This is a genomic window from Streptomyces sp. P17 (genome assembly GCF_032436805.1).
In the GTDB taxonomy this organism is placed as follows: Bacteria; Actinomycetota; Actinomycetes; order Streptomycetales; family Streptomycetaceae; genus Streptomyces.
This window is the reverse complement of the sequence record NZ_JAVRBF010001038.1, coordinates 1-261: the sequence shown is the minus strand read 5'-3', so window position 1 is coordinate 261 and position 261 is coordinate 1. Positions and strand designations below refer to the sequence as shown.

The window sequence follows — 261 nt, the reverse complement described above, 5'->3', positions numbered from 1 at the left end:
GTACTGGCGGACGCTCGTGTGATCTAAGCCAAGGCAATCGGCTAAGAACTCTGCCAACTCTCTGCCGGTCATTCTGCTGGCCTTGTCTCGGCTACTTCGGAAAGCACGATCAGGTTCGCCACACGGCGATCCCGGTCTGCGCTGGCTGGTTCGGAGCGAGCCTCGGCGACCCATGTGCCAATCGCGGAGATCAGCGCGTCGCCGAGGCTCATCGGAGCCCCACCATCGGGGCGGCCTTGAGCCTCACCATCGAGGCGGACA

Annotated in this window: 1 protein-coding gene; it reads right to left on the bottom strand. The window is 63.6% G+C overall.

Translation table 11 applies throughout. The annotated features are described in order from the left end of the window. Positions 1 to 68: 68 nt before the first annotated feature. On the bottom strand, positions 69 to 261 hold a 193-nt coding region (locus tag RMT89_RS43855; protein WP_315889338.1), incomplete at its 5' end, for a hypothetical protein.